Annotated in this window: 46 protein-coding genes and 1 other RNA gene; all 47 read right to left on the bottom strand. The window is 66.7% G+C overall.

Annotated elements, in window-relative coordinates; translation table 11 throughout:
* Positions 1-31: 31 nt before the first annotated feature.
* The gene (locus tag IE264_RS17565; protein WP_032754714.1) at positions 32-391 is read right to left on the bottom strand and encodes a hypothetical protein; all 360 of its coding nucleotides are present in this window, start codon (positions 389-391) and stop codon (positions 32-34) included.
* 9 nt (positions 392-400) lie between these two features.
* Positions 401-1,153, bottom strand: a complete 753-nt coding sequence (locus tag IE264_RS17560) for a hypothetical protein (protein WP_229887585.1) — start codon at positions 1,151-1,153, stop codon at positions 401-403.
* A 77-nt stretch (positions 1,154-1,230) separates the two neighbouring features.
* Positions 1,231-1,560, bottom strand: coding sequence for a hypothetical protein (locus IE264_RS17555; protein ID WP_032754711.1), 330 nt, complete (start codon positions 1,558-1,560; stop codon positions 1,231-1,233).
* Between the two features lie 246 nt (positions 1,561-1,806).
* Positions 1,807-2,025 (bottom strand): hypothetical protein, encoded by a 219-nt coding sequence (locus IE264_RS17550; RefSeq protein WP_032754709.1) that lies wholly within the window; start codon positions 2,023-2,025, stop codon positions 1,807-1,809.
* Positions 2,022-2,240, bottom strand: a complete 219-nt coding sequence (locus IE264_RS17545; protein ID WP_032754706.1) for a hypothetical protein — start codon at positions 2,238-2,240, stop codon at positions 2,022-2,024. The genes IE264_RS17550 and IE264_RS17545 overlap by 4 nt, the downstream gene beginning before the upstream one ends.
* A 31-nt stretch (positions 2,241-2,271) precedes the next feature.
* Positions 2,272-2,502, bottom strand: coding sequence for a hypothetical protein (locus tag IE264_RS17540; protein WP_032754703.1), 231 nt, complete (start codon positions 2,500-2,502; stop codon positions 2,272-2,274).
* Positions 2,503-2,577: 75 nt separating this feature from the next.
* Positions 2,578-2,745, bottom strand: coding sequence for a hypothetical protein (locus tag IE264_RS17535; protein ID WP_158706498.1), 168 nt, complete (start codon positions 2,743-2,745; stop codon positions 2,578-2,580).
* Positions 2,746-2,757: 12 nt separating this feature from the next.
* Positions 2,758-2,821, bottom strand: an RNA gene (locus tag IE264_RS17530) — hammerhead ribozyme type II.
* A gap of 262 nt (positions 2,822-3,083) precedes the next feature.
* Positions 3,084-3,395: an SH3 domain-containing protein gene (locus IE264_RS17525; RefSeq protein ID WP_032754700.1), complete on the bottom strand. Its 312-nt coding sequence runs from the start codon at positions 3,393-3,395 to the stop codon at positions 3,084-3,086.
* Entirely contained in the window at positions 3,392-4,096 is a 705-nt protein-coding gene (locus IE264_RS17520; RefSeq protein WP_032754698.1) for a hypothetical protein, read from the bottom strand. The genes IE264_RS17525 and IE264_RS17520 overlap by 4 nt, the downstream gene beginning before the upstream one ends.
* A 49-nt stretch (positions 4,097-4,145) precedes the next feature.
* A complete protein-coding gene (locus tag IE264_RS38415) occupies positions 4,146-4,280 on the bottom strand; it encodes a hypothetical protein (RefSeq protein ID WP_267884099.1) in 135 nt (44 codons plus the stop codon).
* A 26-nt stretch (positions 4,281-4,306) separates the two neighbouring features.
* Positions 4,307-5,074: a sigma factor gene (locus IE264_RS17515; protein ID WP_032754695.1), complete on the bottom strand. Its 768-nt coding sequence runs from the start codon at positions 5,072-5,074 to the stop codon at positions 4,307-4,309.
* A 167-nt stretch (positions 5,075-5,241) separates the two neighbouring features.
* Positions 5,242-5,460 carry a hypothetical protein gene (locus IE264_RS17510; protein WP_032754692.1) on the bottom strand — a complete coding sequence of 73 codons (219 nt, stop codon included), beginning with the start codon at positions 5,458-5,460 and terminating at the stop codon, positions 5,242-5,244.
* Positions 5,409-5,846 carry a DUF7169 domain-containing protein gene (locus tag IE264_RS38800; RefSeq protein ID WP_418952697.1) on the bottom strand — a complete coding sequence of 146 codons (438 nt, stop codon included), beginning with the start codon at positions 5,844-5,846 and terminating at the stop codon, positions 5,409-5,411. The genes IE264_RS17510 and IE264_RS38800 overlap by 52 nt, the downstream gene beginning before the upstream one ends.
* A gap of 165 nt (positions 5,847-6,011) precedes the next feature.
* A complete protein-coding gene (locus IE264_RS38670; protein WP_352396383.1) occupies positions 6,012-6,332 on the bottom strand; it encodes an HNH endonuclease in 321 nt (106 codons plus the stop codon).
* Positions 6,333-6,451: 119 nt separating this feature from the next.
* Positions 6,452-8,383 (bottom strand): DNA polymerase, encoded by a 1,932-nt coding sequence (locus IE264_RS17500; RefSeq protein ID WP_032754689.1) that lies wholly within the window; start codon positions 8,381-8,383, stop codon positions 6,452-6,454.
* Positions 8,380-8,871 (bottom strand): HNH endonuclease, encoded by a 492-nt coding sequence (locus IE264_RS17495; protein ID WP_078657358.1) that lies wholly within the window; start codon positions 8,869-8,871, stop codon positions 8,380-8,382. The genes IE264_RS17500 and IE264_RS17495 overlap by 4 nt, the downstream gene beginning before the upstream one ends.
* Positions 8,868-11,351: a phage/plasmid primase, P4 family gene (locus IE264_RS17490; protein ID WP_032754686.1), complete on the bottom strand. Its 2,484-nt coding sequence runs from the start codon at positions 11,349-11,351 to the stop codon at positions 8,868-8,870. The genes IE264_RS17495 and IE264_RS17490 overlap by 4 nt, the downstream gene beginning before the upstream one ends.
* Positions 11,342-11,656 (bottom strand): hypothetical protein, encoded by a 315-nt coding sequence (locus IE264_RS17485; RefSeq protein WP_032754684.1) that lies wholly within the window; start codon positions 11,654-11,656, stop codon positions 11,342-11,344. The genes IE264_RS17490 and IE264_RS17485 overlap by 10 nt, the downstream gene beginning before the upstream one ends.
* Before the next feature lie 98 nt (positions 11,657-11,754).
* A complete protein-coding gene (locus IE264_RS17480; protein WP_032754681.1) occupies positions 11,755-12,081 on the bottom strand; it encodes a hypothetical protein in 327 nt (108 codons plus the stop codon).
* Positions 12,078-12,485, bottom strand: coding sequence for a hypothetical protein (locus IE264_RS17475; RefSeq protein ID WP_032754680.1), 408 nt, complete (start codon positions 12,483-12,485; stop codon positions 12,078-12,080). The genes IE264_RS17480 and IE264_RS17475 overlap by 4 nt, the downstream gene beginning before the upstream one ends.
* Entirely contained in the window at positions 12,463-12,708 is a 246-nt protein-coding gene (locus IE264_RS17470; protein ID WP_032754678.1) for a hypothetical protein, read from the bottom strand. The genes IE264_RS17475 and IE264_RS17470 overlap by 23 nt, the downstream gene beginning before the upstream one ends.
* Positions 12,705-12,968: a hypothetical protein gene (locus IE264_RS17465; RefSeq protein WP_158706496.1), complete on the bottom strand. Its 264-nt coding sequence runs from the start codon at positions 12,966-12,968 to the stop codon at positions 12,705-12,707. Before IE264_RS17465 ends, IE264_RS17470 begins: the two co-directional genes overlap by 4 nt.
* On the bottom strand, positions 12,965-13,303 hold the full coding sequence (locus IE264_RS17460; RefSeq protein WP_190167657.1) for a hypothetical protein: 339 nt from the start codon (positions 13,301-13,303) through the stop codon (positions 12,965-12,967). Before IE264_RS17460 ends, IE264_RS17465 begins: the two co-directional genes overlap by 4 nt.
* A 65-nt stretch (positions 13,304-13,368) precedes the next feature.
* On the bottom strand, positions 13,369-13,506 hold the full coding sequence (locus IE264_RS17455; protein WP_190167664.1) for a hypothetical protein: 138 nt from the start codon (positions 13,504-13,506) through the stop codon (positions 13,369-13,371).
* Entirely contained in the window at positions 13,503-13,862 is a 360-nt protein-coding gene (locus IE264_RS17450) for a hypothetical protein (RefSeq protein WP_032754672.1), read from the bottom strand. Before IE264_RS17450 ends, IE264_RS17455 begins: the two co-directional genes overlap by 4 nt.
* Positions 13,862-14,101 carry a hypothetical protein gene (locus tag IE264_RS17445; protein WP_032754670.1) on the bottom strand — a complete coding sequence of 80 codons (240 nt, stop codon included), beginning with the start codon at positions 14,099-14,101 and terminating at the stop codon, positions 13,862-13,864. Before IE264_RS17445 ends, IE264_RS17450 begins: the two co-directional genes overlap by 1 nt.
* Positions 14,101-14,295: a hypothetical protein gene (locus IE264_RS17440; protein WP_032754668.1), complete on the bottom strand. Its 195-nt coding sequence runs from the start codon at positions 14,293-14,295 to the stop codon at positions 14,101-14,103. The genes IE264_RS17445 and IE264_RS17440 overlap by 1 nt, the downstream gene beginning before the upstream one ends.
* Positions 14,292-14,678, bottom strand: a complete 387-nt coding sequence (locus tag IE264_RS17435; RefSeq protein ID WP_032754665.1) for a phiSA1p31-related protein — start codon at positions 14,676-14,678, stop codon at positions 14,292-14,294. Before IE264_RS17435 ends, IE264_RS17440 begins: the two co-directional genes overlap by 4 nt.
* 72 nt (positions 14,679-14,750) lie before the next feature.
* The gene (locus IE264_RS17430; RefSeq protein WP_032754662.1) at positions 14,751-15,512 is read right to left on the bottom strand and encodes a phiSA1p31-related protein; all 762 of its coding nucleotides are present in this window, start codon (positions 15,510-15,512) and stop codon (positions 14,751-14,753) included.
* Positions 15,513-15,584: 72 nt separating this feature from the next.
* Entirely contained in the window at positions 15,585-15,854 is a 270-nt protein-coding gene (locus tag IE264_RS17425) for a hypothetical protein (RefSeq protein WP_032754659.1), read from the bottom strand.
* Between the two features lie 90 nt (positions 15,855-15,944).
* Complete coding sequence (locus IE264_RS17420; protein WP_032754656.1) at positions 15,945-16,712, bottom strand: recombination directionality factor; 768 nt, start codon at positions 16,710-16,712, stop codon at positions 15,945-15,947.
* A 90-nt stretch (positions 16,713-16,802) separates the two neighbouring features.
* Positions 16,803-17,333, bottom strand: a complete 531-nt coding sequence (locus IE264_RS17415; protein WP_032754655.1) for a hypothetical protein — start codon at positions 17,331-17,333, stop codon at positions 16,803-16,805.
* On the bottom strand, positions 17,326-17,868 hold the full coding sequence (locus IE264_RS17410; protein ID WP_063605720.1) for a C40 family peptidase: 543 nt from the start codon (positions 17,866-17,868) through the stop codon (positions 17,326-17,328). The genes IE264_RS17415 and IE264_RS17410 overlap by 8 nt, the downstream gene beginning before the upstream one ends.
* Positions 17,865-18,092, bottom strand: coding sequence for a hypothetical protein (locus IE264_RS17405; RefSeq protein ID WP_032754652.1), 228 nt, complete (start codon positions 18,090-18,092; stop codon positions 17,865-17,867). Before IE264_RS17405 ends, IE264_RS17410 begins: the two co-directional genes overlap by 4 nt.
* Positions 18,071-18,589: a hypothetical protein gene (locus IE264_RS17400; protein ID WP_158706494.1), complete on the bottom strand. Its 519-nt coding sequence runs from the start codon at positions 18,587-18,589 to the stop codon at positions 18,071-18,073. The genes IE264_RS17405 and IE264_RS17400 overlap by 22 nt, the downstream gene beginning before the upstream one ends.
* Entirely contained in the window at positions 18,561-18,863 is a 303-nt protein-coding gene (locus IE264_RS17395) for a hypothetical protein (RefSeq protein WP_158706493.1), read from the bottom strand. Before IE264_RS17395 ends, IE264_RS17400 begins: the two co-directional genes overlap by 29 nt.
* Positions 18,860-19,072, bottom strand: coding sequence for a hypothetical protein (locus tag IE264_RS17390; RefSeq protein ID WP_032754644.1), 213 nt, complete (start codon positions 19,070-19,072; stop codon positions 18,860-18,862). The genes IE264_RS17395 and IE264_RS17390 overlap by 4 nt, the downstream gene beginning before the upstream one ends.
* On the bottom strand, positions 19,072-19,569 hold the full coding sequence (locus IE264_RS17385; RefSeq protein ID WP_158706492.1) for a hypothetical protein: 498 nt from the start codon (positions 19,567-19,569) through the stop codon (positions 19,072-19,074). The genes IE264_RS17390 and IE264_RS17385 overlap by 1 nt, the downstream gene beginning before the upstream one ends.
* Positions 19,569-19,751 (bottom strand): hypothetical protein, encoded by a 183-nt coding sequence (locus IE264_RS17380; RefSeq protein WP_032754641.1) that lies wholly within the window; start codon positions 19,749-19,751, stop codon positions 19,569-19,571. The genes IE264_RS17385 and IE264_RS17380 overlap by 1 nt, the downstream gene beginning before the upstream one ends.
* A complete protein-coding gene (locus tag IE264_RS17375; protein WP_032754637.1) occupies positions 19,748-20,041 on the bottom strand; it encodes a hypothetical protein in 294 nt (97 codons plus the stop codon). Before IE264_RS17375 ends, IE264_RS17380 begins: the two co-directional genes overlap by 4 nt.
* Complete coding sequence (locus IE264_RS17370; protein WP_032754635.1) at positions 20,038-20,250, bottom strand: hypothetical protein; 213 nt, start codon at positions 20,248-20,250, stop codon at positions 20,038-20,040. Before IE264_RS17370 ends, IE264_RS17375 begins: the two co-directional genes overlap by 4 nt.
* On the bottom strand, positions 20,247-20,687 hold the full coding sequence (locus IE264_RS17365; RefSeq protein ID WP_032754632.1) for a hypothetical protein: 441 nt from the start codon (positions 20,685-20,687) through the stop codon (positions 20,247-20,249). Before IE264_RS17365 ends, IE264_RS17370 begins: the two co-directional genes overlap by 4 nt.
* Positions 20,687-20,920 (bottom strand): hypothetical protein, encoded by a 234-nt coding sequence (locus IE264_RS17360; RefSeq protein ID WP_032754629.1) that lies wholly within the window; start codon positions 20,918-20,920, stop codon positions 20,687-20,689. Before IE264_RS17360 ends, IE264_RS17365 begins: the two co-directional genes overlap by 1 nt.
* The gene (locus IE264_RS17355; protein ID WP_032754625.1) at positions 20,917-21,108 is read right to left on the bottom strand and encodes a hypothetical protein; all 192 of its coding nucleotides are present in this window, start codon (positions 21,106-21,108) and stop codon (positions 20,917-20,919) included. The genes IE264_RS17360 and IE264_RS17355 overlap by 4 nt, the downstream gene beginning before the upstream one ends.
* A gap of 285 nt (positions 21,109-21,393) precedes the next feature.
* The gene (locus tag IE264_RS37945; RefSeq protein ID WP_032754623.1) at positions 21,394-21,927 is read right to left on the bottom strand and encodes an RNA ligase family protein; all 534 of its coding nucleotides are present in this window, start codon (positions 21,925-21,927) and stop codon (positions 21,394-21,396) included.
* Positions 21,924-22,235, bottom strand: a complete 312-nt coding sequence (locus IE264_RS37940; protein WP_032754620.1) for a hypothetical protein — start codon at positions 22,233-22,235, stop codon at positions 21,924-21,926. Before IE264_RS37940 ends, IE264_RS37945 begins: the two co-directional genes overlap by 4 nt.
* Positions 22,236-22,249 lie beyond the last annotated feature (14 nt).

Raw genomic sequence — 22,249 nt, 5'->3', positions numbered from 1 at the left:
TTCGCCGGCTTCACAACGTAGCGACGGAGTCTCATCGCTGCCCCTTCCGCAGTCCGTTGCGTGCGGTGCTGATGGCCTGTCGGTATCCGATGTGCGCACACCAGTCGGCGATGTCGTTGTAGCGGGGCAGCGACTCCAGCTCCGCGGCGACCTTGTCACGGACAGCCTGCTCCACGTCGACGGGCTTCACGCCCTCCGCCTCGTCCGCCGCCCGGTGCAGCGCAGCGGCCAGCTTGCGGGCCTGAGCGGGCGGCATGTGCGCGCTCGAACCGGGACCTTCGTCGTTGCGATCGGTGGAGACGTAGACCTCCCCACTCTCCGTTGACACCTCGATGGTCCAGGCGTACGGCTCCCGCTCCGGCGTCTGGTCTGCGTTGAAAACCGCTCGCATGATCTCTCCTCAAACCCCGGCGCGCTGCCGGCTCTTGGCGAACACAGTGTGGCACTCACGCATGTCGACGTACACCCGGCGGGGAACGTCGCCTTCGTACTTTGTCAGCCGTCCGTCGTTGGCGGCGCCGCGGACGCTGATCTCACTCAGCCCGACCGCCTCCGCAGCCTCCGCGTACGTCACGAGAACGGGCTCGTAAGGCACTTCCGCGGGCGGGTCGGGGAGTTGGGCCTCCGGGTCCGCCTCAGGCTCCTCAGCGGCCTCCTGCGGCTCCTCCGCGGGTGTCTCGTGCTCCTCGTTGACACCCTCCGACCCGTTCAGCTCCAACGGCGGGTCGATGTGAAGCACATGCGCGGCGACCAACGGCGGAACGGCGGAGACAACGACGATGACCCAGAGCGTTGGGCCGAAGACCGTCGCGGTGATCACGTGTTCCGTGATCTGAGCAGCCGTTGCCATGAGGAGAGCGAGGAGGGCACCGACCGTTGCGTTCTTGGAACGGCGTTTGGCCTCTGCCTCGTGCGGCGTACCTGCGGCCTCGCGTGCCGTTGTCTTGTACGCCTTCGCGATGCTTGCGCTGATCGCCGCGTAGAGCGAGAGAACGGCCGGCATGAGCCAGGCAACGGACGGGTCCCAGCCCGCCATGAGGGCGAGCTTGTACTCCCCGGGGGCGGAGAGCGCCAGGGCGGCGTAGAGAACGGCGGTCTGACCGTACTTTCGGGCGGCTCTGACGTGCCAGGGGACGGGGGTGAAGGTCATCATGTCCTCGCTCGTGAATGGTTCGTGATACGGGTGGAGCCACTGCCGTCTCTACTGGCAGTGGCTCCGGGGGTGGGCGGCTAACTGCGCTGGTCAGCAACCTCCCGCGTGCGGAACATCGCCGCCTGCACGCTCGGCCCGTCCGTCCACGGCGCTCCGGCCTGAGCCTGGTGGAGCTTCGACCGAAGACGGAGAGTCCCCGTGTCCCGCGAGTGCCACGTGTACTTGAAGTATTCGCGGGTGTCGCGGTCCGCGACGTGCACCGTGACGAAGGGGCTACCGCCGCTGTCCTCGTCCCACTGCCACCCGGTGGACCAGCCGGCCAGAGCCGCAGTGTTGACCAGCTTCACCGCAGCCTTGGGGAGGGAGAAGCCTTCAGGGGTGACCGTCTCGAACTGGTTCAGGCTCATGCTGTCTCCTTCGTGAGTCCCTTGCGGTGTTCCACCATCATGGCACACTTGTGTCGGCCGACACAACCCCCAGCGGCGCACCTCCGCGAGTCGACTCGCGGAGCACCGCAACCAGCGCTCCCCCGGGCAGCGTGACGACCCATCCGCCGCATACCCGGGTCCGCTCGTCGCCCCGCCGTGCAGCCTGGCGGAGGAAGTGGCGTTGCGCCACGTCGTCGACGATGGCCGACGGGCCGGACTCCAGCGTCACCCGGTAGCGTACAGTGCCTCCGTCACCGGCCGACTGACGCGGATCTCGCGGTCCGCGGGGAGGTACGCCTCGCCGCCGTTCGTGAGGGCCACACGGATGCTGCCGTGGGTGGTCTTTACGGCGTCGCGGAAGGCCGTCCGGGTGTGGCGGTGGAGGTCAAACTCGTCGCCACGGCGGATGTCGCGGGCGGGGATGAGAATGGCGGTGTGTGTCATCGAAGTCCCTCCGGAATCCAGGGGCGAATGAGACCGTCAAGCACGCGGCCCACGCGCTCACCGTGGACGAGGTAGTCACCGATCACGGCGGCGCGGGCTCGCGGGTACTGCGAGGCCATCCGGCGGGCCCGGTCGTGGGCCTGCTCCGCGGTGATCTCCGGGAAGGTGGCGGTGAGGTGGGCGGCTGCTCTTCTGATCTTGCGTGCCTTGAACATCGGTTCTCCTGACGTCGAAGCCGAGGTGCCCTCAGACACCCGCGGGGACCAAGCCCTTCAGCCACGCCGGCCAGCGGTCCAGGTTGGCGGCGCTGTAGACCTTCTGGACGCCGACGCCGTTGGAGGCGTAGACCAGCACGGTGCTGTCGCTGTCCGGGGCGACGTGGAGGGTCGTGATCTCCGTGGCGAAGCGCGAGTCGTTCACGATCTGATCGATGGAGCGGGCGGGGGTGACGTCGATGGTCGTGACGATGTTGGGCATGGGTTCCTCCGGTGATTCGGTGAGTGCCCCGGGCGAGACTCGCACTCGCCTGACTACCTATCCGGGGCGGAGGTGCTACTTCGGAGCCGTCCGGCTACTCACGCACGTCACGATGAAGATGATGGCTGCGGAGAGCCACAGCGCTCCGGCAGCGATGGCGGACGAGGTCAGCAGCATGGACACCCCACACAGTGCGAACACCACGGCGGCCATGCGGAAGGTACGGCGCGTTTCTGAGTTCATGGTTTCTCCTCCTACGGCCTGCCTCATCAGCGCGGGTAGGCCAGTCCCCGCGGACGCCCCGGAGGGCGTTTCGGCTACTTCCGGACCTGACTCGCTGCCTTATTGGGCTTATAGACATGACCCGCGCCAGCGGCATTCAGGTGCTCTTCATGGGTGCGCGCTCCGCACTTGCACACAAGCGTGTCCATAGCGCTCTCCTCCCGCCGGACCCTCCGTGAGTCCCTGGCGTGACCTCACTATGACACACTTGTGTCGGCCGACACAAGCTCCTCCGTGAGTCGACTCACGGAGCTACGCGAAAAGGCCCGGAGCCGAAGCCCCGGGCCCTTGATGGGCTGCTACTCGCCGGCCAGGAAGTTGGCCATCGCGATGATGTCGGCGACGGTGTGCGGGGTGCCGGCCAGGAGGGTCTTGGCGAGGGTCACGAGGGACTCACGGTCAGCATGTGCCGGAGTGTGCTCCAGGGGCCGCACCTCGTACACCCATGTGGCGTCGTACTCGGAGTCTCCGTCAAGGAGCACCCTGTATGGGAAGACGACATCGCCAGAGTCAATTCGAGTGATCGCCCCTACCCTGCCGTTGATGCTGCCGGTGCCGTCTGTGTATTCGGAAACCACGCGAACCCGGTCGCCCACCTTGATGTCGCTCATGCGCTCTCTCCCGCCAGGTAGTCGGCCAGCCGCATCAGGTCATGTGCGGAGTACGGGTTGGCGCCCAGAAGTTCGGCGGCCCGGTGGAGGTATGCCTCGCGGGTGGGAGTGGTAATGGCGACGGCCGACGGGGAGACGGTCTCGACCTCGTATGCCCAGACGATCTCCCTGTCGTCGGTGCGCACCCTGTAGGGGCAGCTAGTGGAGTCGATCTCCGTCAACAGTCCGAGACTGCCCGTCTTCCCGGGGCGGTAGCAGTCTTCCGGACGAAGGATGCGAACTCGGTCACCGACCTTCGGCTTGGACTCCAGGAGATCCTTCTCCCAGTACGCGAGCGGCTCGGGCTCGTCGGCCAACTTCTCGACACGCTGGCAATACCAGGTGCCGCCGACGTCCCCGTGCCCCTCCTCCCCGAACTTCACGAGGTAGGGCGTGTACGGGTCGTCCTCGATCACGATGACACGGTCGCCCATCTTCGGACGGCTGTCAGACGCCGGCTCCGCCTTCACCTCTCCCCCGTCCACCTCGTCGGCAAGGGCCAGGATGCTGCGGGCGAAGGTACGGGCGGCGTCGGGCGAGGGGTAGACGCTGTGCACGTCGTTGCTGCCCGTACGGGCCACGAACTCGATCTCTTCGCCTCGCCGGCGAACGATGAGGGTGTCGCCCGTGTAGTTTTCGCACCTGATCTTGTACTCGGTCATGCTCTCTCCTCTGTCGGTTCAGCTAGCTCCGCGAGTCGACTCACGGAGGTCAGTCGAAGGTCAGGCCGTCCAGCGGTTCTCCGTCGGATCGGGCTTCGACGGCCAGGAGGATGTCTCCGCCCCAGAGGGCGGCTTCCTCGGGGCGGACGCCCTGGAGGTCGTAGTCGTCAAGGGATGGGTACATGTCGGTCTCCTAGGTGAGTTAGTGCTTCATGCAACGATGCCGAAGCGCTCTGCCTGCGTGCGGGCGCTTTCGACGCCCCGCTTGCGGAGCTGGCGCAGGGCCGCGCACTTTCCGCGGCCGGACAGCCCCAGCTCGTCGCTCGTCTGCTCGTCCGTCAACGTCAGCATGTTGATGCCGTAGAAGGCGCGTAGCGCGAATGACTGGCGGGGGTTGATGACGGAGAGAAGGCGACGGGCCGTGTCGCGACGCTGCGAGGGCTCCAGGGGGTCCAGCGAGGTATCCACAAGGACGTCGCCCACCGTCAGCTCCTGGTTGGTGCCCGGCACGCCCCGGTAAGAGGGCTGGTCAAAGCCCACGCTCTCCATGAAGGCTTCACACATGCTCACGAAGCGCTCACGCGGCATCTCGCCCGTTGCCTCTACGATGGTCCAGGCGCGGTCAACGTTGCCCTCCGCCAACCACAACGCATGCTTCACGGTGATGGCCGTCGACGGCTCAATGGAGAGCGGGTGCGACGACTTCAGGTGGTAGGCCGACACCGCCCGCTGTACGGCGCTGCGGGCGTACGTCGCCAGGGAGGCCGTCGCATCCGTGGAGTAGTCGCGCAGCTTTTCCATGAGTGCCACACGGGCCTCCTGGAGCAGATCCTCCGCGTCCTCCGCGTTCGCGGTCGGCGCCACGGTACGGACGAGGCTCTTGAGGAGGGGCTCGTGCGCTTCCAGGACGGTCCACATGGCGTCCGAGTCGCCGGCCTGAGCGGCGAGGATGGTGGAGGTGTCGACGGGCGTTGCCATGAGTGCTCCTTGGGTCGTGTGCATTAGGTATGTCGACGGAGGCCGAGAATGTGACGGTCGACTTTTGTGACCTGCGCCACACAAGGGGCCGGGCATCAGGGCGCACCGAGCCGGCCCCTTGTGCGGGGTTCGTCAGATGGGTAGATCCGTGAGTCGACTCGCGGAGGTCAGGCCGGCAGATCCTTGATCGGCCATCCGAAAGCGGAGGCCATGCCGACGTCGGCCAGGGCCTGCGCGCAGCAGTCCCAGCCGGCCATCCGGAGAAGGCCAGTGACGTCGGCGAAGGTGGGGCGGTCCGTCATGAGGGCCGCCCCCAGGAAGGCGGACATCTCGATCAGGTCGCCCCGTTCGTCGGGCGTACGCTGCGGTCCAGTGATGACGAGCATGGGCTCTCCCCCGTACTGAGGTCCGGCTCCTCCCCCTCCCAGAGGGCAAGGGCCCGGTCCATAGCTGCGGTGGTGCCGAGCACGTAGGCCCTCGCTCGGGTGAGGTGCGCGACACCGGTATCCAGTTCTTGCTGTAGAGCTACACGGGCCTCATCTAGCGCCGTGCGCTCCGTCGGGCGAGAGGGACCGGAATCTGCTTTCCGGCCAGTGCCGTCCGCGTCCACGTCGGGCGTCCGTCCCGGCATGGTCACTGCGTCGTCGTAGACGTTCAGCAAGTGGCGGATCTCGGTCAGATCACGACTGATCGCGTCGACCAAGGTGGTCAAATGCTGTACTTCCTTGACGTGTTCGAGACTGTAGGTCACTGACCCTCCACGGGCAATCATCATGCGGCCGGTTACCGACGGGTGTTACTAGGGGTATGTACCGGTTTGACGGGTCATCCGGTACGCAGAGTTAGTCATACTTGTGTCGGCCGACCCATCCGACCTGCGGCTTTGTCGGCCGACACAAGACACGGGCCTCCACGTCTTCGTGACCATTTCGTAATCTCATGGAGTTTCTGTGTCCGCGTCCTGGGCACTGCGCGTGATCGCCACATGGCCCTCCGTGCACGGCTGACCTGCACTTAGTGCCAGCCAGTCGGACATGTCCCGATCGGACTTCAACCGGTTGCAAGTAGCGCACGCCGGCGCGAGGTTGGCCCACTCGTGCACGCCGCCCTTCGCAAGCGGAACAACGTGGTCCACCTCTGCTACAACCATCCGGTCGAATGAGGCGTCACAGTAGACACAGGCCCACCACTCCAGCTCCTCCCACCGTCGCAGTACGTCACGACGGGAGAGGGCCGGAGAGGGCTCCACACTGCGCATAGGGGGCGTAATGGGACAGTGTCGTCGCGTAAGCCGGATGGCGGAGGGACGCATTTCCGCCACCCGTCGGTCAACTGCGTTCATGCGCCGTGCGGTTGGGGCAGGTAGTCGACGGGGCGTCACTTCCGGGCCCGTTCTGCCGCCCGAGCCTCGTCAGGGTTGGCCGCGTACCAGGAGTCATTGGCGATCATGGTGGAGGCCTTCTTCATGTAACCGCCGCCCCACGAGCGGCCCCATACGGCGTCGTTCAGATCCGCGTCCAGCGGAACCCCGAAGAAGTCCATCGTCATTGTCTCCGCCACCTCGCGGGCGACGTCCTGAGCGATGTCCTCGGGAGCACACCCAAGAGCCTCGTCGTGCACCAACAGGAGGAGGTAGTCCGTCAGGCCCTTGTCGTCCATGTCCAACACCGCCTGGCACAGGACGTCCCGCGCGGTCGACTGCACCGCGTAGTTGGTGGCCGCGTACACACGGTCCCGGTCCAGCGGGAGTCGCCGGCCGACGGGAGTCCAGACGATGTAGCCGTCTCGGCGTGCCTCGCGCTGGAGCTTCTGCGAGTAGCGCTTGACGCCGGGGTACACCCGGTCGTACGCGGCGACGGCGGTCTTCACTTCCGCCAGCGGGGCGCCGGTCTGCCTACTGAGGGTCGTCGCGCCTCCCCCGTAGACCTTGCCGAACCCCACGCCCTTGCCCATCTTGCGGTGCCGCTTGGTGAAGTTCGGGCCCCAGATGAGTTCCGCGGTGAAGTCGTGGAGGTCTCTCCCCTCCGTGATCGCGCGCTTCATGGTGGTCTCGTTGGCCAGGGCAGCCAGAACGCGCATCTCCACGGCGCTGTAGTCGATGCTGAATATCCGCATCCCCGGGTCGGCCAGGAGTGCGCGGCGAATCGTCCAGTCCCCTGACGGCAGCTGTTGCAGCGGGGGACCGGAGATGGACATGCGGGCGGTTCGGGCCTGGAGGCTGTTGATCTTCGGGTGGATGCGCCCGTTGACGTCCAGGCCGTCGCGCATGGCGATGCCGTACGACGTCGACCACTTACCCGCGCGCTTGCTGCGGAGCACGGCGTCAGCTAGCGGGTTCGCCTTCCGGGCCCCGCGCGGCTGCCACTGCTCGTCCAGGTCCGCCAGGTCCAGCAGGATGGACTTATCCACCTTCAGAGCGCCGCTGTCAGTGGTCTCCGTTAGCGTCTCCCCCATGCCGACAAGAGCCGTCGCCACCTGCTTCGGAGAGTTCACCGACGTCACGCCGTACTTCGTCGCCTTGCCCGCGTGGAGCTTGGCCTCCTCCTCCAGCCGGCCCACGAGGTCGGCTACGTACGGCTGGTCCACGAGCATCCCGCGCCGCTCCATTTTGGCGCAGACGAGCATCACGCGGTGCTCGAAGTCTACGAGGCGCTGTGCCACGCCGACTGAGCGGAGACGCTCCTCCAGGACCGGCAGGAGGCGAGAGACGAGGATCGCGTCCAGTCCCGCGTACGCCAGGTATGTCGGGTGGTTGATGTCGATTGCGGCCCATCCGCTGGCCTTCGTCTCGCCGATGGAGTGGAACACCTTCGTCAGGTCTTCTTGTGTATCCGGCGCCGACGGATCGACGTCCTTGGCGCACAGTTCCTTCAGCCGTAGGCCGTACCCGCCTTCGTGGGACGGGCGCGAGTCGTACAGGTGGGCGACGATCTTGGAGTCCGTCGCCTTCGGCCCCAGCACCTCCAGTGGAGTGCCAAGGTGCCGGTCCAGGACCAGCAGGTCGAAGGTGGCGTTATGGAACACCAGCCGCGGAAGCGCCAGGAGCGCCCAACGGGCGGCCTCCTGCATCAGCGGGCGGTCCTCCACCTGAAGTACGAACGCGTCTCGGGCGTCGCCCAGTTGTACCGTGCGAAGGCGGTACGTCGGGCTGAAGGTGTCGAGTCCGGTCGTCTCTGTGTCCGCCCCGACCATCTCCCCCGCGCGGGCCTTACGCTCCACCCAGCGACGGAACTCGTCCAAGTCTGCGGCCGTCTCCGGGACGCGGGTCATGGTCTCGTCGCCGGCAATGGTGTACGGGAAGTACTTCATGCGACGTGCCCCCAAGTCCGTCCGGTATGGATGTGGTTGACCGTGACTGCGGGAATGCCCGGGGCGTGGGCCACGGCAACCTGTGTCGCGCCGGCTCCAATGCGTCGTCGGATCTCCCGCACATCGTCGTCGCTCAGCTTTGCCCGACCGTTGCCAGCGCCACGGTTCGATGTACCGTGCTGCACCTTGTCGCCCTCGTTCTCGCTGCGCGACCCCCACCGGAGATTGACGAGCGCGTTGTTCTGGCTGTTGTCGTCTAGGTGGCGGGCCACACAGGTGCTACTCGGGGCGGGGCCGCGGAATGTGAGCAGCACCAGGCGGTGCACCGAGATTCGCCACACGCGCGGCGTGGCGCACAGGGATACACGCTGGTAGCCGCCTTTGATGGTGTCGGGCTTCAAGACACGGCCCGCCGGCCCAATCACCCTCCCGCCGTCGCTCACCCGATACTTCGGCCACCCAGGAGCAGACCGCCATTCCTCGGTCACGCTGCCTCCTTCGGCTGGTTGAAGATGTCGGTCGAACCGGTGTCCTCGGGCGTCTCTTCGACGTCCTCCGCGAGTCGACTCGCGATGCTGCGCTCTTCGTCCGTCATGAGCCGCAGCCCGTTGAAGCCCCAGGAACCCTTGCGCTTGTCCTTGGTGAATCCGCGGGACTCAAGCTCGACCGCGAGAGCCCAGCCGCTCAGCCGCTCCTTCCGGTCAAGCCCGGCGTCCTCAGCCCACTCCGCGTAGGTGCGTCGGATCGCCATGGGAGCCACTCGCGCGCCGTCCCCACGGACGCAGCATGCATTCAGGAACTCCTGGAGCCGGTCCTCCGACTCCCGGTACGCCTGCGTGGCCGTGGCGACGGAGGAGGGCTCACCGAGCCCGTTCGCGTACCACTCCACGGCGCCGGCCACAGCCCACGCGAGGATGCCCTCCGCCTCCTCGCGGAGTTTGGCGGGGAGCGTGGTGTCCTTGTTGCCCAGCGCGTAGGAGAACGTGGCATCGAACGGGATCAGCTTGACCCGGCGCCACGTCCCTTCGTCCTGGCTCAGGATGGCCGGCTTGAAGTTCCCGGCGACCATGAGCAGGAACGACGGCACGTAGGTGAACGGGTTCTGGTTCAGGAAGCGGCACGTGATCGGGTCGCCGCCGGTCAACTGCTTCACGAGAGCCTCCGCCAGGCGGCTGTACTTCTCGGTCTCCGACGCCGTCACGAGCCGCGCACCGCGGAGAGAGGCCAGCTCCGGTGACGCCTGGCCGACGCTCACCGACTTCTCGAAGGTAGAGAACTGCGTCGCCTGCGTGACCCCCTTGAAGACGTAGATCAGGGCGTCCAGAAAGACGCTCTTCCCGTTGCTCCCCTGCCCGTGCATGAAGGCGAAGCAATGCTCCGACGTCGACCCGGTGCAGCCGTAGCCAACGAGGCGTTGCATGTACGCCGGCAGGTCCGGGTGGCCGGGGAACACCTCCGTCAGGAACTGGTTCCACCTCTCCGTCGGGGCGTCGGGACGGTATGCGACGGCGAGACGCTTCGTGATCATGTCGTCAGGAGTGTGCGGGTGGAGCTTGCCTGTGCGGAGATCGATGGTGCCGTTCGCTACCGAGAGCAGATCGTGACGGGCGTCGAAGTCGCTCGCCTCCACCGGCACGCCCGGCACGGAGGGCAGCTCCTTCATAACGGCGTCGATGCTGCGGTTGGTCAGCGCCTTGAGCGCCAGGCGACGGTCAGCGTCCTCGCCCGATGCCAGCAGCTCCGCGCCCAGGAGGTGAAGGGAGCTACGCACCCGCTCAGCCCCCGGCACCCAGACCGTTCCATCCCAGACGAGGAAACCGAGACCGCCGGCGTACCGCACTCCTCCCCCGTCGCGCGCCATGAAGTCGCGGAGGCGGACGGCCACACCGACGTCGGAGTTGTCGAAGAGCTGGCGGGAGCTGAGGTCCATCTCCGCCAGGGCGGCGTCGGTCGCGGGCATGTCTACCTCCTTCTTCGGCGGTTCGGGAGTGGGCTCCGGTGTCAGGTCGACGACCGGGGCGGAGCGGACAGCGGTGTGCAGCGCAGCGGGGAACGCCTCCGCGTCCCGCTTCCGCCAGTCGGTCAGGTCGTCGCCCTCGTGCGGGATCTCCAGTCGCCGTACCATGACGCCCGCCTTGATGAGGGCCTCCGCCAAGGAGTCGGTGAAGCCCGCTCCCGCCCGGTCCCGGTCGCCGCAGATGATGACGTCCAGGTCCCGCAGCCCTGCGGCCAGTTCGGATACCAGGGCGGCGTTCCGAGCGAGCCCGGCACCGCGGACAGCCACGGCGTCATAGCCCGCCCCGACAGCTGTCAGTGCGTCGCCGGGGCCCTCGGTGATGAGGACCGTGTCGAAGCCGGCGCCGCCACGGAGCAGCCCCCACTTTGCCCACGTCCGCCCGTCGGGGTTCGTCAGCGACACCCAGCGCGCGGGGCACTTGCCGCCGATGTCGCGGCCTTGGAGTCCACGAGCGACGCCGTCGAAGCCGTACAGTGGGACAGTGATGCGAGGATGCCTCGTGAAGCCACGGGAGAGCCACGGCTGCGGGCGGTCACCGGGTACCGCGTAACCGACGCCCAGGTCTTCCGCCTGGTCCACGGTGAGGCCAAAGCGGTCGGCCAGGTAGGTCATCGCTTCGTCCGACGTTGCCAGTGCGGCCGACGTCTCGTCGACGAACATGCGGAGTCCGGCGGTCTCTCCGGGGCCGACGGTCTCCGGCAGCTTGGCGGAGATGGTGCGGGCTCCCTGGCCATCGACGTTGTACAGGTCCGCGGCCGTGAGGTTGGCCGCCTTCAGGATGTCTGCCTTCTCGCAGCCTGTCCGGCAGACCATGAGAAGCATGCCGTCGTTTTTGAGCGTGAACTTGAGCGACGGGTGGCGACGGTCGTTGTGTGCGGGGCAGAAGGCCAGGTATCCGTCGTGGTCCTCCTCTACGCCGCTCAGGCGCCCCAGGATCTCGGTCAGTCGCACTGCTTCTCCCTCCGTGCGTTCGCTCGCCGCCCACTACCAGTCACTCCACCCGGCGTGACGCCCATCCCGACTCCTTCGCGCATCTTCCAGCCGTCATCGCGGTACTTCAGCGGCTCCCACTTCGTCAGAGATACGCGCGGCTTCTGGTGTGCGTGGATCCCCGCCTCCAGTGCCTCGAATAGCTCCTCGGAAGCGGCGTCCAGGGCGCTAGGGGTGTGCCGTGCGTGAGCGCTGGCAAGGTCCATGCAGAGCGGGCACCAGCAGTTCCACAGCTCGTCGTTGTACGGGTCGAACCTGCTCGCCATCGGCCTCTCCTCTCGTGGTGGGCGGTCTCGCTACGCACTCAGCCCCCGGGACCGAAGTCGCCGGGGGCTAGGGCCTTGCGTGAGTCGACTTGCGCGGGCTACTCGTTGTCGCTGACGAGCGAGACGCGCGTGACGTCGTCCAGCGTGGATGTGAATCGGTCAGCCTGCTTGTCGCCCAGGTGTAGAGCGGACCGCACCCACGTACGCACCAGGGTGTCCGTCATGGGTTCGTCGGTGTCGACGTCCACGAACGCCGTGAACTCGATGCGGGTCTTCACGATGCCTCCTCCCTCGGAAGCGCCCGTCGGGCAGTAGTGATCGTCCTCATGGCAGAGGTGAAGCACGCCGCCCACGAAGTGGAACTCCGGAACACCGTCGTAACTCGTGTCGCCGTTCTTCCCGACGAACGGCGGTGCGTCGCTCACGCCGCCTCCCTGTGCTGCTTGTCGAGTGCGTACCAGCGGTCGAAGGCGACGTCCTGGAGCGCGCCCTCCATCTCCTGCATGCGGTTCATCAGCCGAACATCCGTCGCCACATCGCGCACCACGTAGCCGTCGGCGGTTCCCTTCATGCGCCTCTTGATCACTGCGCAGCCATAGGGCTGGCCGGCATTGACGGCCTCCTTGTTGGCCTGCGCGATGTAGGAGGAGAGGGTGATGGTCTTCTCCGCCTTCAGTTCCGCGGCGTGGAGGAAGTAGCCCGAGACGTCGCCGATGTCCTTCGCGCCCATCTGCACGTTGCGATGGGCGGTCGGAGTGTGGTGCTCCCGGATGTAGGCGGTCCAGGCGGACTCCCACGCGGTGCCCTTAGCCTTCGACGGGTTCGCCATTCGGCCCCCTCTCCACCACGGCGATGATGCGCTCCAGGAGTCGGCCGATTGCTGGCCAGTCGCGGGCGGCCTTGGTGCGGAGGTCGTCGGCTACCTGCGCCCGGATGCGGGTCTCCTGCCGCTCTGCCATGCCGGTCATGAGGCGCTGCACGGCGGTGGCGGAGGACGGTCCGATGTCCCGAACGATCTCCACCCACAGGTCGGTGATCTCGCGATCGTTCATGTGGTCTCTTCCTTTCTCCACGGCAGGTCTTCGAACTGCGTTCCCGACTCCACGCGGTACAGCAGCTCCCAGCCGTCAGCGGTCCGGCCGTAAATCTCGCCCCCGCGCGCGCCCTTGAACTCCTCGTAGCCGACGGCCAGCTTCGCCAGTCCGATGCCGGCGTGGACCTTCACCACCGGCCGACGGTCCGGAACGATGGAGGCGAAGGGCTCGGCCTTGAGCTTGGCGCGGTACGGGGCGCACTGGTCGTTCATGCTCATGCGCTTTCCTCCCGCAGCTCCCGCGCCTTGTCGCGGAATAGGTCGTACAGGCTTCGCGCGTCCCACGACTTCTCTGCCAGCTCCTCCAGCACGTCGGCCAGGAGCGCACGGACGTCGACGTCGGGGCGGATCTCGGTGAGGGGGCCGTGGTCGGCCTGTACGTCCTCAATCGAGTCTTCGATCCCGGTGTACTGGTTCCTGTCGCCCGCGCACTCCGTCAGCCGCAACATGCCCGGCTCGTACTCCGACCACGTGTCGCCGTCGCAGTCCTTGAATCGGCGCGGTACGTCCGACGACACCGGCCGGACGCGGATGGTTCCGATCGGGTCGGCCATCAAGGTGCGCACCTCGAAGGCTCCGGCGTTCACCCACGGGCCGCCGGGGGTTACTGGTCGCTCGCTCACTGGCTCTCCATCTCCCTCATGAACTCCTCGGTCAGCCACGGCCACGAGGCATACACGCTGCGCGGTTGGCTGAAGGTGACAGGCCCCTCGTCGGGTACGGCCCGGACGATGCGGAGGGTGGGGTCGTGGTTCATCGGCCGCCCCACTTTTTCGTCTCCGGGTCGCGCTCGTCGAACGGCTCCCACGCAAGTGCGGCTCGTTCGACGTACACACGGACCACGCGCGCTGTGCTCATGCGCGGGTTCGGCCCCCAACCGCCGTGCACCTGCTTGGGTCGGCTCGCAGCATCTCGGGACGCCTGGCTCCGCGCGTTACCCGCCGACTGGTACGGCCCGCGGGTGTCAATGTGGATCTCCTCGTCCCACTCTTCGAGGTACGCAGGGACGTCGAATCGGTTCTGGAAGGTGCTCTCCGGGTTCGACTTCCGAGTCCGGTACTCCACGACGGATCTCCACTGCTCCATGTCGCTGAGGCTTCCGTTCGTCGCCATCAGCCCGCCTCACCCGTCACGTACGCCGGCACGGTGCCGTCCGCCTTGCGGAGCACGAGGACGTTGGACCCGACCTCACTGCGCTTCGCTCCGCGGTACCAGTTGGAGCGCGTGACCTCCATCATCGGGCGGCCGGATGCCGCGAAGTAGACGACGCCTAGCTTGAAGTAGCTGGACGACGATGCGGCGGAGAGGACGTAGTCCCCTTCTTCGATCGGCGTTCCGAAGCTGTCTTCCATCAGTTCTCCCCTCTGTTGATCACTTCGACCACGGCCCCGCGCATGAACGCGACCCCGACGGCCTCCCAGTACTTCACGAAGTCCTCGCGCTCCGTCGCGTTCCTCCGCACCCGGATCACGGCCTCATCGCCGGCGGCCCTGATGTCGCCCAGGGCCGGGGCGTTGGCGGCGTCGACGGTGTGGATGGCGGTCACGGGGTGACCTTGGTGAGGGGGCCGTAGTTGTCGGCGATCTCTGCGATGGTGTCGTAGTTGTCGGCGTAGCCGGTGTGCGTCACGCGCGGAACACCGCTGCCGCTGAGCTTCCCTGTGAAGGACCAGACGTCCCCGTCTCGGTCCCTGTACTTCGCGTTCAGGTCGTACGTCACGCCGTCGTACTCGAACGTCTCGGCCGCCGGAGCGGGCTGCGCGGGCGATGTCGGATTTGACAGCGCCTCGTAGATGCGGGCCATCGTCCGGGTACCGTCGGAGGCCCCGACGATGTCCCGGAGTGCGTCTGCCTCGCCCTCCGTCAGCGTGAGGACGACGACCGTCTTCTCCACCGTCTCCGTGCGGGTCTCGTACTGTGCCGATGCCATGTTCTTCTCCTCGTCTCGGCCGTGCTCCTACGCACTCAGCCCCCTGGCCACGTGGGCGCAGGGGGCGAGAGGTCAGGCGGTGTGCTTGGTCAGGGGGCCGTAGTCGCGGACGGCGGAGGCGATCGAGTCACCGATGAAGCACGAACTGTTGTCGGACACGGGCTGACCGTGAACAGTGGAGCGCTTGAACGTCCACGGGTCGCCGTCGTTGTCGGTGTAGCGGACGCCGTACTCGTACGTCACGCCGTCGTACTCGAACGTGTCGGCCGACGTCTCATCGCCGACCTTTTCCACCGAATCGCAGTACCACGTGCCGTCTGCCGCTCCGTGCGGACCGTCGCCGAACTTGACGAGATACGGGGTACTCGTGCGGCCGGCCCCCACACGGTCCAGGACGCCGACTCGGTCCACGAAGCGAACCGACAGAGAATTTCCCGGGTCCGCGACTAGCACCTTCACTCGGTCGCCGACCTTGACGGGCTCCGGCTCCACCACCTTCGTCATGATGTGCGCCAGGGCGGTGAACGTCCACGCACCGTCGACGTCGGCCGGCGGCTCCACGAGCTTGACGAGGTAGACGTCCCTGTCATCGAACGGGCCGTACTCCACCGTGGCGCGGCTCCCGGTGGTCGACAGGGTGACAACGTCTCCGACGGCGAAGGCAGGGAGCGGCGTCAGCATGCTCGGAGACACCGCCTGCTCCGCCTCGCCGGAGAAGCGCATCATGTAGAGGGTCTCGCCCATCGAGTCCTTGTACGGGCCGTACGTGACCTCCACCGTCCCGTGGTATCGGTGCGTGGCCTTGTCGCCGACCTTGAACGTCTGCTCCGTCATGCTCTCTCCTCCATGAATGCCAAGCGGAAGGCCCCCGCATCGTCGCTGCGCGGGGGCCAGGTGGTGCGTCGGTCAGGCGGTCGGGGCGTCGCCGATGACGACCACGTGTTCCGCGCCGATGGTGCGCAGGTCGAGCGTCTTGCGGGCGCTAATGCCGGACTCGCGGCCCGTGGGGCGGACGGTGAGGACCGGGACGACTCGGCCGGCTGCGCGGTTCGTCTTGGTCTCGACGACGGTTGCTTCAGTCTGCCGGACTCGGTTGCCTCGTCGGGTGGCGTAGACGACGAGCAGCCCGGGGCGAATCTCCGCGCCCGTGAAGTCGGTCAGGGGTGTGCGTGCCATGTCTCTCTCCTCTTCGCTGTGTATTCTCGTGACCACGGCGCCCCCTCCAACCTCTATTCGGAAGGGGCGCCGTACGTGGTGTGCGGTAGGTCAGGCAGCCTTCGCCAGGTCCGCTGGCTGGGCGACCTCAGCGACACCCAGCACCTTGATGACGGGCATGTTGTATGAGACGTCGCGCCCGCTTTTCGTCGTGTAGGCCACGTGCTCGATGGTCAGCGTCGCCCGGACCGGCTGGCCGATGTCGGTGACCTTGCCGTCCGCGTCCTCCTTGCGCCCGCCGACGGTGTCGATCGACTCGATGACCTCGTGGAGGACGTTGACGAGGCTCCAGCCGCCGCTGTTGAAGCGGAAGCGGCCGACCTCCGGGTGGGCGGCCAGGGCGAACGTCAGGTCGATCGACGGCTTCGGCCCCTTGCCGCTCTTCGCGCGTGCCTTGCGGTCCTCCAGCATCGGGGGGCAGCCGCAGGCGGTGCCGACCAGCGTCGGGTCGTCGTCGGACAGGAACTTGACCCCGTCGCAGTGGTGCTCCAGGCCGGAGAAGCCGAACTTCTTCATGGAGGCGTCGATCGCGTCGGAGTTGTCGATGATGATCTCCACCGACTTCGACATGGTGAGGATCTGGAGGTTGTCTTCCTTCTCGGTGTCCCACTCCTCGACTTCGCCGCCCATGAGGCCGGCGATCACGTCGGCGACCTCCGGGTCACCGGTCGTCACCCGCCATTCGTTCAGGCTCTCCGGCGTCTTCCCGACGAGGCGGCCGGCGCGGAAGCGGCCGACAGTGTCGTTGGAGAAGTTCTGCTTCGGGCGGGGCTTGGCGTCGGGGTCGGTCTGGAAGATGGACACGAGGTTGTTGGCCATGTGTGAGTGCCTCTCGTCAGTGGCGTGGTGAGCGGCGTTTCCCGCTGTATTAGGTATGTCGACGGAAGCGCCGGATGTGACGGTCGAAGGTCAGGAACTTTCGGTGGACTCCGATGCTCCGCGAGTCGACTCGCGGAAGTCGAGCCGCGCGCGAAGCCGGGTCACCTCCGCCTGGAGATGCTCCACGGCCTCCATGCCGAGGTTGGCCTCGTCCGCGGCACGTCGACGGGCGGAGAGCCAGGCGAGGCGGTAACGGTCGCGCTCGTGCATGCGTTCCGCACACGCGCTGAGAAGCTCCCGAACCGCCCCGTTCAGGTCCCGGGTGATCCGCCGGTACGACTCTCGTGTTGCGGTCGACACCTTCCACGCACTGCGGAGCTGCGCGACCTCACCGTTCAGTCGCTCGATCTCCGCCTGAGCCTCCGCCACATCGGCGTGCATACCGGTGCAGAGGCCCTCCTCGGTGACTCCACCGAGTTCGTCCTCCAGGTCGACGATGCGCCCGGCCATCTCGCGAGCATCCCAGACCTGGTAGTAGCGCTCGATGCGTTCGTCTTGGCTGTGCTCGTACTCCGCCTCCAGCTCTTCGACGGTCGGTTCGGTCCCGCATCGCTCACCCATGGGCCAGCCTCCTCAAGTCTCGGTCCGTCGATGTCACACGCCGCGGATGCAGCAGCTTCCAGAGATCCCCCGGCGTCACGTCCCCGGGCAACCGTCCGTCGTCGAAGAGATGCACGCCGGCGCGGAGGTAGACCTCGTCGACGAGCTGGGAGCAGATCAGATGGCCCGTCGACGCCACGTAGTCCCTCACCCACGCCGGGCGAATGCGGTAGTGGGCGAGGGCGATCGAGCCGTAATCCAGGAAGCTGTACGGAGTACCGACGAGAGCGACGGCCTCCACCACCATGGCGTCGCGCTGCTCCTCGGTGAGGTCGAAGTGTCCCGTCGACCACTGGACCACGGAGCTTGCCTCCTCGATCGGGATCAGCTCCGCTCCGGAGGGCATCGCCTGGACGACCATGCCGTTGCCGACGTACAGAAACGCGTGCTGGACCGGTGCAGCGTCGCCGACGAGGGCCTGGCCGGCAGCGACGAAGCGGCCGGTGATGCCTTCGATGCGGGTCAGGGCGAAATCTCCCGGAAGAGGGGTGGTCACAGCGCCTCCACCTCCAGCCAGATGCGGAAGACCTTTGGATCGGACGGGAAGGGGTCGCAGGTCTCCATCTGAACGTCGATCGAGCGTCCGTCCTCCGCCGCAGCCAGGAGGGTGCACTTCTGCTGCGGTCCCTCCTCCGGAACGGTGTAGCCCTTGATCCACTCCGCCAGGGTTCCCAGGGCGTAGTCCTGAACATCTGCCGTCAGGTCGTCGGGGTCTGCCACGCTTCCTCCTCTTTGAGCGTGTGTGCCTTGCTGAGGGCCTCTGTGATGAGCGGCGCCCACTTCTGCCGACGGGCCTCCACGGCGCGCCAGAGGTGCTTCTCACGGGCTTCAGCCATCTGCGCCACGACGCCACTGACGGCGAGAGCCTTGACCCAGTGGCCGTCGTACCGCTCCGCCCGGAGCTTGGCGGCGTACCGCTGGTACATGCGGAGCTTCTCCCGGGCCTGTTCCAGGTTCCACGCCATCCGGTCGGCGTAGGTCCGGTCCCACAGCCGGTTGCCGCCGATGCCGATGCCGTAGCCCTCGCAGTCCAGGCAGGCAGCGGCACGGCCGTGGGTCGGCAGCTTGCGGAACTCCTCCCGGTCCTTGCGGCGCCGGCACAGGCCAACGCAGAGCAGGGTGTTCTTACCGTTCGGGTGGTCGCGCTCGAAGCCAGCGCGGATGGCATCGGCGAGGGTGTAACCCATGTCAGCGGCCTCCCCGCGGGTCGTGGTCACCGAGGAATGGCAGCGACGAGCGGTACGCGGCTCGCTCCGCGGCGGCGCCTTGCCACGTCTCGAACACTCGCTCGCAAGCCCTGACGACGGACTCCTCCGCCGGCACGTCGGGCTTGTGGACGACGTAGGTGTCGGCGATGAGCTTCGACCGCCAGCGGCCCTTCTGCTGTCGAATCTCCACCTTCAGGTTGGAAATCGACGTCTCGCGGATCCGGTAGAAGTAGCCCTCCGGCAGCTCAGGGGCGCCGGCGGCTACGAGTTCGGCCATACTCATGGGGTCTCCTCCAGCATCTCCGCAGCCAGGTTGGCGGCTGCCTCGTCCAGCACGTTCGACAGCGCACGGAGCTGCGCCACGGTAAGCGGGCTCTCGTTGTGGACGACGATGTAGCCGCCCTCGTCAACCTCCAGGCAAAGCGTCCCGGGGTTCGCGTAGTCCGAAGTGACGGCCCAGCCGCCAGTTCGTGAGTCACGGTTGCTGCACATCAGTCCTCCTCCATCAGCAGATCGAACGCCGTGAACCGCGACCGCTCCGGCTGCGGGGCAAATCGCGCGTTGTCCGGGTACCGCTCGCGGTGCTTCGGCGGGATGGTGCCCTGTGACCACAGATCGTGGGTCGTGACCCGGCGCCCGTCGAAAAACTCGATGTCGAACCGGCGCCCACCGAACCCGCCGTTGCCACCGCTCCCGATGACGTAGTGGTTCCCCTCGACGACGACCCGTCGCGACTCTTCGACGCTGCCCGGGAGCGCAGCTCCGTTCCCGGCCCAGTACCAATCGGCGCTGTCCTCGCGAACCTTGACGGACACCGTGATGTCGTACACCTGCGACGTCCCGTCGTCCTGGCCCATCTTCATCTGGCAGGTGACGGCCTGTTCGTCGTCGCTGTAGTTGGCGACGTCACGCGAGCTGAAGTGGCCAGGCTCGTTCTTCGTCAGCCCGTCGACGACGCTCAGCACTCCATCCCAAAGTGCGTCCTTCATCAGCTCTCCTCCTTCTCCTCAAGAAACCGCGCCACCTGGAGCACGTCGTAGACGCCCACGGTGTCGCCCCACTCCAGGTCGTTCACGAGCGCGTGGGCCCGTCGGAACAGGTCCACGCGCTGCATGTCGGCTTCGACGGCCGCCAGTTCGGGCGACGGCTCGCCGGCGTCGATGGTGCTCATACCGTCCACTCCTTGTTCGCGATCTCGTTCAGCAGCGCGGCACCCTCGTCGTCGCCCAGGTCGCGAAGGGCCCGGTACGCCCTGCTCAGCACGAGGTACCGCATGCGCTCCGCCTCCTTCACTCGCGCCGGCTCGCACATCCACCGGGGACGCAGCTTGAACATCAAGCCGTCGCCCTCCACGGCGTCGACGGTCAGGTCTTCGCCGATCATGGAGCCGTTGGGGCGCTTGATGAACTCCCGGAGCTTGCGCACGTCTCGGGAGTAGATGGTGATGGTGGGGAAGGTCATCGCGTCGCCTCCGGGTCGATCAGGTCGGCCACGACGTCGATGTCCGACACTCGTCGACCGGCCATGCGGATCACGCCGTCCTCCATGCCGCGGATCTTCCATGCTGCCCGGCGGAGCGTCTCCTCCTGCACCTCTTTCAGCGCACGGCCACACAGCTCCAGCCACTCGTCGGAGCCGTCGGCGTTGATCAGTTCAGCCCATGCGCTCATGTGGTCTCCTCCACGTCGGGATCGATCTCGTCGGCAGCCGCGTTGCAGTCGCCCATATGGTCGTCGGTGAAGTCTCGAAGGCGCTCCGAGTTGCGGATCCGTTCCGCGGCCTCGTGCTCCACGGCGGCCCGGTAGTCGTCGATGGCGTCGTCCAGCTCGAAGGAGAAGTAGACGCCATCCCACTCGTCGGCCGCCTTGACGACCGCCTCCCGCGCCTTGATGGTCCGGCCCATCGCAACGACCACGTCCCGTCCGATCTCCGGGCAGTCCTCCGGTCGGTGACTCGTTCGGATCGTCTTCGTGTTCTCCGGCGGGTGCTGCTTGCACTCGTCACTCATGTTGCCCATGTCGACGAGACCGCAGGGCGCCTTGGGGCATGGGCAGAGGGCTTCGATGTCGCTCGGGCCCTCCCAGGAGCGGCCGATGTGGGTTCCCATCAGGGCACCTCCGGGTCGATGAGGTCGGCGTGCCGGTTGGCGTAGTCCGTGGCGGATCCGTAGCTGATGTGCCCGACGTCCGCGCGGACGCGTTCCGCCAGTTCGTGAGCTACCACGTCGTACAGCTCCTTCACCTCCGCCTCGATCTGCGGCATGAGAGCCGCCATGTAGGCCGGAGGGAAGTCCTCGTAGTGGGCCAGGACGTACGCCTTGAGCTTCTCCAGGGCGTTCACGCGGCCCTCCCGTACAGCTCGTCGTCCGCGCTGTCCAGCAGCGCCCTCACGTCCGCCTCGTTCATCACGACGGTGCTGATCGTCTCGCCCCGGGCGTTGCGGGTTTCGAGATCGAACTCCAGCCCGCGCCGGGTGATGGTCACCGACGAGCCGTCGGCGGTGTGGATGGTGGTAGGCGTGTTGATCACTTGCGCTCTCCTCTGCTCGGTGGTTACACGCCGAAAGCCCCCGGCGCCGAAGCAACCGGGGGCTGGATAGTGCGTGAGTGGCTATCCGAAGAAGATCGTCCCTAGTGCGTAGCCGACGAGGAATCCAACGACGCAGATCAGAAGCAGTTCGAGCATGGTTCACCCCCTCCGCGAGTCGACTCGCGGAGCTAGATGTCAGCCCCTAGTGCGGGGTCGGGCAGGCGGATCGATGGCACCCGTGCGTCCAGCAGAAATCCGGGCTGCGCATCTCCTCTTCTGTGGGCATCAGGCAGTTACCTCCCACTTGCCGGCGTCGTTCGCGTCCAGCGTCACCTTGAAGGCGCTGCGGGTCTGCGAGTGGTACACGCAGATGCCTTCGGGGTTCATGAAGCCAGGGGCGGCGTAGGAGCCGTGCTCCCGCAGCTCCTTCATCAGGTCGTCGATCACGTCCTGATCGAAGACGCCCCGGTACAGGATCGGAACGGCGTCGACCTGGTCGATCAAGTCGGACTGTCCCGCCCGGGACTTCATCGTCGTGCCGTCCTCGTCCGCCTGCGTTCCCCAGCGGACCACGTTGAAGATGCTGAACATCTTCCGGTCCATCCCGTACCGCCGCTGGATCCCCTGCCCCCACCGGGCGAAGCCGTAGTTGTCACTGTCCGGCGTGATGATCCGCTTCCGGGACTGCGCGACGACCTGGCCGTCCTCGCTGATGTGAAGGCCGGCGTTCGTGCCGTCGAGCTTCTCCGTGATCACGATCTCCCGGAAGAGGCGCGGCGTCTTGGGCCACTCGCGGAAGTCGGGGGTGAAGTCACTCATGCCACGTCCCCCAGCATGTACGTCACGAGCAGGCGGCCGATGGTCTCCCCGCCGGACTGCCCCTCGAAGGACAGCCAGCAGTCGGTGTAACGGCCCATTTCGAAGTCGCCGCCCTTCCAGCCCTCGAAGGTCTCCCCGAGAGCGCCCCGAGCGTCGGCCAGCATGTCGCCGACACGTACGTTGCTCGCCGGCTCGAAGGCCAGATCGTGGTAGTAGCCCCGGTAGGAATGCGGATTGGTAAAGCCGTGCTTGACCACGGTGTCGGGGTCGGCGGCTTCCAGCATCTCGATCAGGTTTTCCAGAACCATGCTCTCTCCTCATC

This window comes from Streptomyces microflavus (assembly GCF_014650075.1).
In the GTDB taxonomy this organism is placed as follows: domain Bacteria; phylum Actinomycetota; class Actinomycetes; order Streptomycetales; family Streptomycetaceae; genus Streptomyces; species Streptomyces microflavus.
Note: the sequence above shows the minus strand (reverse complement) of the source record. Positions and strands in the feature narration are given on the sequence as shown.